8 protein-coding genes are annotated in these 8044 nt (G+C 72.6%); 3 read left to right on the forward strand and 5 right to left on the reverse strand.

Features of this window, described 5'->3' with window-relative positions; genetic code table 11:
- Positions 1-100: 100 nt before the first annotated feature.
- On the reverse strand, positions 101-1513 hold the full coding sequence (locus ND748_RS19855) for a PLP-dependent aminotransferase family protein (RefSeq protein WP_251747505.1): 1413 nt from the start codon (positions 1511-1513) through the stop codon (positions 101-103).
- A 74-nt stretch (positions 1514-1587) separates the two neighbouring features.
- Here ND748_RS19855 and ND748_RS19860 point away from each other — a divergent pair, with 74 nt between their 5' ends.
- The 3 genes from ND748_RS19860 to ND748_RS19870 all read left to right on the forward strand — a co-directional run bounded on the left by ND748_RS19860 (position 1588) and on the right by ND748_RS19870 (position 4371).
- Complete coding sequence (locus tag ND748_RS19860) at positions 1588-1764, forward strand: hypothetical protein (RefSeq protein WP_251747506.1); 177 nt, start codon at positions 1588-1590, stop codon at positions 1762-1764.
- A gap of 313 nt (positions 1765-2077) precedes the next feature.
- Complete coding sequence (locus ND748_RS19865) at positions 2078-3325, forward strand: glycosyltransferase family 4 protein (RefSeq protein WP_251747507.1); 1248 nt, start codon at positions 2078-2080, stop codon at positions 3323-3325.
- Between the two features lie 38 nt (positions 3326-3363).
- Complete coding sequence (locus ND748_RS19870; protein ID WP_251747508.1) at positions 3364-4371, forward strand: dihydroorotate dehydrogenase; 1008 nt, start codon at positions 3364-3366, stop codon at positions 4369-4371.
- Positions 4372-4466: 95 nt separating this feature from the next.
- Here the strand turns inward: ND748_RS19870 and ND748_RS19875 are convergent, their stop codons facing one another.
- The 4 genes from ND748_RS19875 to ND748_RS19890 form a co-directional block, all read right to left on the reverse strand.
- Positions 4467-5027 (reverse strand): DUF3291 domain-containing protein, encoded by a 561-nt coding sequence (locus tag ND748_RS19875; RefSeq protein ID WP_251747509.1) that lies wholly within the window; start codon positions 5025-5027, stop codon positions 4467-4469.
- A gap of 49 nt (positions 5028-5076) precedes the next feature.
- Positions 5077-5961 carry a L,D-transpeptidase gene (locus tag ND748_RS19880; RefSeq protein ID WP_251747510.1) on the reverse strand — a complete coding sequence of 295 codons (885 nt, stop codon included), beginning with the start codon at positions 5959-5961 and terminating at the stop codon, positions 5077-5079.
- Positions 5962-6501: 540 nt separating this feature from the next.
- Positions 6502-6699, reverse strand: coding sequence for a pentapeptide repeat-containing protein (locus ND748_RS35095; RefSeq protein ID WP_374215983.1), 198 nt, complete (start codon positions 6697-6699; stop codon positions 6502-6504).
- Between the two features lie 267 nt (positions 6700-6966).
- Positions 6967-8044 (reverse strand): class I SAM-dependent methyltransferase (locus ND748_RS19890; protein WP_251747512.1); only part of this gene is annotated, 1078 nt, incomplete at its 5' end.

Below are 8044 nucleotides of genomic sequence, written 5' to 3' on the forward strand. Positions count from 1 at the left end.
GGCGGGGAGGCCCCGGGCGGGGAGGCCCTGGGGCGGGAGGCCGCGGCGACGCCCGGCCGGCCGTAGGCCTCGGGTCGGTTCCGGCGGTGGCGCTCGCGGTTCAGTGTGTGAACCCGGGTGCTCGTTCGGCCACCGCATGCACGGCCTGCGCGAGCAGGCCGACGGCGGTCGGGATGTCCTCGGCGCGGATGCCCGCGTAGGACAGGCGAAGGTGGCCCGCCTCCTGCTCGCCGATGGTGAAGAACCGGCCCGGAGCGACCGCGACCCCGAGCCGCCCGGCGCTGGTCGCCACCGCCAGGTCGTCGATCCCGTGGGGCAGGCGCAGGAAGAGGTTCACCCCGCCGCGCGGCGGGGTGAAGGAGCACTCGGGCAGCTCGCGGGCAAGCGCCGCGACGAGCGTCGCGGCCCGCTCACGCAGGGCGCGGCCCACCGCCCGGACCTGCGCCGCCCAGGCCGGCCCGCTGACCAGCTCGATCGCCGTGTGCTGGACCGGGCGGGCGACGAAGGAGTCGTCGACGATCCGCATGGCCGCGATGCGGCTCATCACCGGCCCGCGGGCGATGACCGCGCCCACCCGCAGGCTCGGGGCGAGCACCTTGGTCAGGGAGAGGATCGTGATGACCTGCCCGTGCTCGTCGTCCTGCCACAGCGGGGGCGGCGGCGTCACGGCGGCGAAGCCGAGCCAGCGGGCGAAGTCGTCCTCGACGATGAACGCGCCGGCCCGCCGGCAGATGTCGAGCACCTCGCCGCGGCGCTGTGCCGCGAGCACGCTGCCGTCCGGGTTGGCGTACGTGGGCTGGATGACCAGCAGCCGGGCCGACGTCCGCGCGAACGCTTCGCGCAGCAGCTCGGGCCGGATCCCGTCCTGGTCGCCGGGCACCGAGATGGGGATGTGCCCGGCGCTGCGGGCGACGGCGAGCGCGCCCGGGTAGGTGGGGGTGGCGAACAGGACGGGATGGCCGGCGGGCAGGATCGCGCGGAATGTCGCCGACAACGCGCCCTGGCCGCCCGGGGTGATCAGCACGTTCTCCGGCTCGGCGCCGATCTGCCGGCCGAACCAGCTCCGCAGCTCCGGGGTGCCGGCGGTGGGGGAGCTGGCCCAGGCGTCCGGCCGTCGCGCCGCCCGGCTGGCCGCGGCCGCCAGCCGGGTGTCCGCGCGCAGCGCGGGATCGAGGTAGCCCGCCCCGAGCTGGAATCCCGGGCTGCCCACCAGCTGGAACAGCACGTCGAGGCCGGAGGTCTGCACGGGGCTCGGACCGAGCGCGACCTGCTGCCAGTCGGTGTCGCTCGCCTGGACGGTGCGCCGGGCCGCGACGAACGTACCCGCGCCGGGCCGGGTCACCAGCCGGCCCTCGGCGACCAGTCGGCCCAGCGCCCGCTGCACGGTCACCGGGCCGACGCCGAGCCGCTGCTGCAGCGTCCGCGTGCTGGGCAGCTTCTCTCCGATGGCCCCGCTGGCCGCGAGCCGGCGAAGCTCCCCCACGACCCGGTCGATACTGCTATCGTTGACCATGACGTTAGACAATAGCGCTATCGGGTGCCGGCTCAAGGTGCTTTCGCACCCCGACCTGCTCGGGCGGGTCCACGATGCCTGAACTCCTGCTGCTGGGACTGTTCGTGATGCTGATCGGACTGGCCGCGGTGTTCGGGCCGGACACCCGGGACCGCGGGTACGGCCTGCCCCTCCCTCGTCCCCGCCGCCGGGGGCCGCGGCAGGGCTCCGATCGCCGGGCGGCCGGCCTCCGGCTGGTGTCGTCGCGCTGATCCGTCGCTGACCGGCCGGTTCCGCGGCGGTCTGGATGCTCCTGAAGCCGTCCGGTCGGTGTCCGTGGCTGTCTGATCGGTGTCGCTTGCGTGTCCGTGTGCCGCTGGTCGGGCCGCCAGGGAAGGCATTCCGGCCTGGAGGTTTCCCGTTGGGTTGCGGGCCAACGCGCAGGTCAGACCGCGTCCGGCCGGCGCTTCTCTTACGTTAAGGTTAAGATCCTCAGCGTTTGCTAATGGCCGAAACCCCCCGCGCCTGCTGGATAGGCTGGCGCTATGGTGAGCCGTCCGGAGTTCACCGGCGTGGGGGATGGGTATGGAGATCGTCTTCTTGTGCGAGCAGTATCCGCCGATCATTTGGGATGGGGCGGGTGTCTACACGCACGACATCGCTCACGCGCTGGCCGCGCTCGGTCATCAGGTCCATATCCTGTGCGCGCAGGGGCGGCGCCGAACCGACGAGGACCATGACGGCGTCAAGGTGTACCGGCGTCCGTTGCTCCGATTGCCGGTCAGCAGATATCTGGGTCCGCTGGGGCGGTCGTTTCAGGGGAAGAACCATCCCCGCGATTCCCTCTCCCTGCGCGTGGTCCTCGCGGTCTCCTATGCTTTCTGGCTGCGCCGACTCGGCCTGCACCCCGACGTCATCGAGACCCAGGACGGCGAGACCCGCGGTCTGCGTACCGCGGTGCGCCGCGATGTTCCCCTCGTGATCCACCTACACACGCCGACGATGATGGACGTCCGCCTGCGCGAGGGTGAGCTGCACGGCCGGGGCGCGCTGGCGGACCGGATCGATCGGTTCTCCGCGCTGCGCGCCGACGCGCGCACGGCCCCGTCCGAGCTGATCGTCACCACCCTGCGTGGTTTCGGTTGGCTGAAGCCGAACACCGACGCCGACGTCATCCCCTACCCGTTCGACCGCTCCCCGTACGTCGCCGTGCCGTCGCCCCAGCAGACCGACCCCACGCTCCTCGTCGTCGGCCGGCTCGAATGGCGCAAGGGTCTCGACGTGCTGATCGAAGCCGCCGCGCTGCTCGGGGAGCGCGGCGTCAAGCCGACGGTGGTCTTCGCGGGTCAGTCGTCCGGCCTCATCGACGACGTCCCGACCGGCACCTGGCTGGCGCGTCGCGCCGCCGAACTCGGCGTCACCTGCCGCTTCGCGGGCCACCTCACCCGGCCCGAGCTCGTCAAGGCATACGAGGAGGCGCGGGCGGTCGTCGTCCCGAGTCGGTTCGAGAGCTTCTCCATCGCCGGCCTGGAGGGCATGGCCTCGGGTCGGCCGGTCGTCGCGACCGCGACCACGGGCGTCGCGACCTGGGTGGCGAAGTGGGAGGGCGGAACGGTCGTCCCGCCGGAGGATGCGCCCGCGCTCGCCGACGCGCTGGAGCCCTTCCTCACCGACCCGGAACTCGCCGCCGCAGTGGGCGCCCGTGGCCGGGTCGGCACCGAGGAACTGGAGCCGAAGCGGATCGCCGCCCTGCGCATCGCGGTCTACCAGAAGGCCATCGACCGGCACCGTACGCGTCGCCGCTTCGGCAGACGGCGGGCAGCCGTCGCCTGACCGGCGGGTTCCTCGGCAACCGCCCTAGGCTGGCGGGCATGAGTGCTCTGGCGGGCGTCGCCCTGGAACACCCGGTCATGAACGCGGCCGGCACGTGCAAGTCGGTGGAGGACGTCGACGCCTTCGCCCGGTCGGCGGTCGCGGCGATCGTCGTCGGCTCGATCACCCGCCAGCCGCGGACCGGTAACGCGGGCAACGTCTACTGGCCCGGGCGGGTCTGCTCGATCAACGCGCTCGGGTTGCCCAACCGTGGCCTGGACTACTACGGCGCCCACCTGCCCGGGATGGTCGAGCGGGCCCACGCGGCGGGCAAGCCACTGATCGTCAGTGTTGCCGGATTCGACGTCGAGGAATACCAGGAGATCGCCGAGGTCGTCGCCCAGGCCGGCGTCGATCTCATCGAGCTCAACCTGGCCTGCCCGAACGTCTGGGACGGCGGCGCCCAGAAGCGCATCGCCTGCTTCGACCCCGGCCAGACCGCGGCGATCTGCACCGCGGTCGGCGACGCGCTGCTCGCGCGGGCCGGCGCTGATGCGGCCGGGCGTGTCCCCTACGGCGTCAAGATCTCGCCGTTCTCCGACCCGGCGGCGCTCGCCGAGCTCGCCGCGGTGCTCACCGAGCTCGCCGGGCGGCCCGGCGGTCCGCGCTTCGTCACCGCGGTGAACACCTTCCCCAACGCCCTGGTCGTCGACGTCGACCACCGTCCCGTCGTCGACGTGGAGCTGGCCGGGATGAGCGGCCCCGCGCTCAAGCCGGTCGGTCTCGGCCAGGTGCGCCAGCTTCACCGGCTGCTGCCGGACACCGTCGACATCGTCGGAGTCGGCGGGATCGGGGAGGGCCGCGACGTCACCGAGTACCTGCGGGCGGGGGCGGCGGCGGTGCAGGCGGCGACGGCGTTCTGGAACCGCGGCGAGGACCCCTCGGTGTTCGGGTCGATCCTCGCCGGCTGGATCGATACCGCCGGCAGCGACACCGCCGGCAGCGGCACCGCCGGGATCGGGATCGACGCTGGTGGGGTCGGCCTGGTGGACCCGGCGGTCCGCTGACCCGCCGCGGTCCCCGGCTCGTCACGCATCGTCGATGACGCCGTGGCCCCGATGGTCAGAACCAGGCCGCCACGGCCTCGCCGCGGCGGCCGGACTCAGCCGCCGGCGGCCAGGCTTCTCGGCACCTCGACGTCGGCGGGACTCGCGGGCTCGGCCGCCGGCTCCGGACCGCTGCCCGGGACCAGGGAGATCCGCCGATCCGGCGGGGGGAACGTCAGCCGGAAGGTGAACGCGGTTGCGGTCGGTCCGTGCGTGCGCAGGTGCCGGACCCGTTCCTCGGCCTCCGGCGTGCCGGGCCGGTGCCCGGCCGGCACCCACCACAGGGCGTTGGTGGCCCGGTCGGTCGGATGGAACCACTCCCGCCGGCGCCGTAGGAACGCGCCCTGATCGTGGCGGAAGACGAAGTCGGCGAGGGCGTCCGCCGACTCCCACACCGTCAGGTTCACGATGACGGTGAGGTCGGCCTCGGCGTCGAGCCGGAACGTGTGCACTGCCGCGGCGCCCTGCGCGGGCGGCAGCCGCCAGACGAAACCGGGCTGCCCGTCGCCGAGGTCGCTCACCGGCGCGAGGCCGGCCAGGATGTCATCCGGCGCGGGGGAGTCGAGCGGGGCGAGTACCCGGGCGATGTTGACCTGGGCCAGATGGTAACCCGTCATGAAAGTAGCCTAGGGACCTCGCCCCGCATCCGCCAGGAATGACGCGCACTCACTCACCGATGAAGATCGGTGTGCCGATGGGGAGGATTCCCGCAAGTTTTGCGATGTCGGCGTTGCGCAGCCGGATGCAGCCGTGGCTGGCGTCCGTCCCGACCAGGTCGGGACGGTTCGTGCCGTGCAGCCCGATGATCCCGTTGGCGCCGTTGAACTGGGTAATCACGTCCGAGAAGCCCGACAGCCCGAAGGCGTATGGGCCCCACGGGCCGTTCGGATCCGCGGGTCGCAGCAGTTCGGTGAGGTAGAACCGGCCGGAAGGCGTGGGGGTGCCACCGGTGCCGATGCCCACCGGGAGGCGGGCGATGACCGCGCCGTCGCGCAGCACGGTGAGTCGATGCGCGGAACGGTCGACCCGCAGGTCATAGGGGGTCTCGGTGACCCGGGTGTCCTCGGCCCGCAGCCATCCCCGCGACCCGTTGGGCCGGACCGGCAACTGGACCAGCAGCCAGTGGGCCCGGCGTTCCTCGACGGCGAACACCAACGGCACGCCCTCCCGGTTGGGGTTGGCGAGGCGCCCCTGGGGGGCGGCGGTGTCCGGGGTCGCGAACCAGGTGATCTCGGGTACCACGGCCTGGGCGACGAGGTGCCGCACCTTCGCGGGGGCGGCGGTGCCGGTACCGGCCGGGGGAGCCGTCACCCGGGCGGGTGGCGCCGGGGTGGCGGGTCGGGTTGGGGCGGCCGGACCGGAACAGGCGCCGAGCAGGCAGCCCGCGGCCAGCAGCGCCGCGGCCACGAACGGTATGCCGGCCGGGGGCAGCAAGCTGCCCGGGAACGGGCGGCCGGTCGGGAACGGGCGGCCGGCTGGCTCGGCCGTGCGGCGCCGAGGTGACCGACCGAGGCCCGGCGTCAGCGGGCGGCTCGTCTCGGTGCTGCGCATCCAAACCCCCTCGACCATCTCGTGATTACTCTACGTAGTCGGAGGGGGGTCTGCACCCGGGCCGGCCGGCCGGCTTTCGAGACGGCCGCCGACGATGCCCGGCGATCCGGGCGAGGTCTGCCGAACCCGGCGGATCGCCTCGTCGCCCCGCCCCCGGCGCGTACCCCGCCCGGGCGCCGGCGAGACGCCGCGAGGCCGAGTCGTCGACGATTGTTTCCGCCGATTCTTCGGTCATCCTCTGGGGCTTACGGGAATGTGTAGAGAAACCGGAAATGGGTCAGGGTCGAGCGGCTGGATTTGCGGTCCACGGCAGGCCGGATACGCTTTCTCGCGACCTTGGTTGGTTGTTTTTCCGAAACCGTAGGGGAGAACTGTGCGGAGATCAATGAGGACCCGGGCCGCAGTGGTCGCGCTGTCGAGCATGGCGACCATTTTCGTCGCGCTGGGACCAGCGGCTTCGAGTGCCTGGGCGTCCGACGAGGGAGGCGCGGTCAAGCAGGCCCAGAACTGGGGCGGCGACGACTGGGGTAAGGACGGCAATCACAAGGACGACTGGTTCAAGGACGACTGGTTCGGCGACAAGCACAAGGACAACTGGCGCAAGGACGACTGGCGTAAGGACGACTGGCGTAAGGACGACTGGCGTAAGGACGACTGGCGTAAGGACAATTGGCGTAAGGACGACTGGCACAAGGACAACTGGCGCAAGGACGACTGGTTCAAGGACGACAAGCGCAAGGACCGGTGGAAGGACGATGGCTGGGACTGGTGAGACGATCGCCGCGCCGGTCCGCTCCGCGTGACGGGGCACCGACCGATCGACGGTGAGCTGGTCGCCTCCGGGTGACCTGCTGCTCGGGAATTCGTTCAGCGGGTCCCGACAAACACCCGCCCGGTGGGCCGGCAGCGTGGCCGAGCCCGCGGGAGATGGTGCCGGTCGTCAGTTTCGACGGCCGGCACCATCGGCGGCTACCACCGCTGGGCGGTCACCACCGCTCGGCGGCACTAGAGCCGGCGGGCGAGGATCCGGTAGGCGTTGGCGCGCGATCCCGACGTCAGGTAAGGGCGGCTCACCTCGTCCAGGACCAGGCCGCCCACGAAGGCCGGTACCAGCGCCGCCGTGGTCAGGGCCCGCGCGGCCCGGGCCCGGCGGGGAACCGCGGCGGTGCGCCAGGCGGCCGACGGCGACGGCGCGAGCCGTTGCAGCAGGCCGTACAGGGCCATCACCGGGTCGCCTTGCTGGTGCACCTCGCCGAAGCGGGTCTCCTGCACGGCGAAGCCGCGTTCCTGTAGCGCCACGGCGACGTTGGCGGCGGGCATCAGGTGCTGGTGCTGCGGGATCAGCCAGCCCGGCCACAGCGCGCCGTACAGCCGGGCCGCCGGACTGTCGGGATTCGGCACCTCGATGAGCAGATGACCGCCCGGTTCCAGCGCGGCCGCGGCCGCGTCCAGCTCGGCCCGCGGATCCCGGGTGTGCTCCAGGTAGTGGAACATGCTGATGACGTCGTAGCGCCCCTTGACCTCGTTGGCGAGCTCGGGGAAGAACCCGCGGTAGGCGTGGTCCACCCAGCGCCGCCGGGCGGCCTCCTCGATGCCGGCGCCGATGTCCAGGGCGTCGAAGCGGGTGCCCGGCCAGACGGTTCTCGCCACATTGCAGAAATGCCCGTGGCCGCCCCCTACGTCCAGCCAGTTCCGGGGCGTCGGAATGGCCTGGCGGGCGCGCTCGAGGTAGGGCTGCGGGCTGAACCCGAACACCTCCTCCAGCGCCGTCGCGCCCAGTCCGTCGTAGAAGTCCCGGTAATAGAACTCCAGCCCGTCGAGGGACAGCCGTGGGTTCTGGAAGACATGACCACAGCCCGCGCACCAGTCGTACCGGAACTCACCGGGCTTGCCCTGCGCCACGTCGCGGCCGAGCAGGCGCGCGCTGAGCTCACCGCCGCCGCACCACGGGCACGTGCTGCGCGGCTGCTCGAAGAAGCGGTCGAGCCCGCCGGCGAGGTCCGCCCGGTAGCCCGCGCGTCGGCGGGCGAGTTCCGCCGGGTTCGGCCGCCAGGGCGGGCCGGTGACCGGCGCGACCGCGGCG

Source organism: Frankia sp. AiPs1 (assembly GCF_023716945.1).
In the GTDB taxonomy this organism is placed as follows: Bacteria; Actinomycetota; Actinomycetes; order Frankiales; family Frankiaceae; genus Frankia.

Excerpts from the sequence above, each read along its gene's own strand:
- ND748_RS19855 (WP_251747505.1), bottom strand. The coding sequence starts at position 1,513 with ATGGTCAACGATAGCAGTATCGACCGGGTCGTGGGGGAGCTTCGCCGG.
- ND748_RS19860 (WP_251747506.1), top strand. The coding sequence starts at position 1,588 with ATGCCTGAACTCCTGCTGCTGGGACTGTTCGTGATGCTGATCGGACTG.
- ND748_RS19865 (WP_251747507.1), top strand. The coding sequence starts at position 2,078 with ATGGAGATCGTCTTCTTGTGCGAGCAGTATCCGCCGATCATTTGGGAT.
- ND748_RS19870 (WP_251747508.1), top strand. The coding sequence starts at position 3,364 with ATGAGTGCTCTGGCGGGCGTCGCCCTGGAACACCCGGTCATGAACGCG.
- ND748_RS19875 (WP_251747509.1), bottom strand. The coding sequence starts at position 5,027 with ATGACGGGTTACCATCTGGCCCAGGTCAACATCGCCCGGGTACTCGCC.
- ND748_RS19880 (WP_251747510.1), bottom strand. The coding sequence starts at position 5,961 with ATGCGCAGCACCGAGACGAGCCGCCCGCTGACGCCGGGCCTCGGTCGG.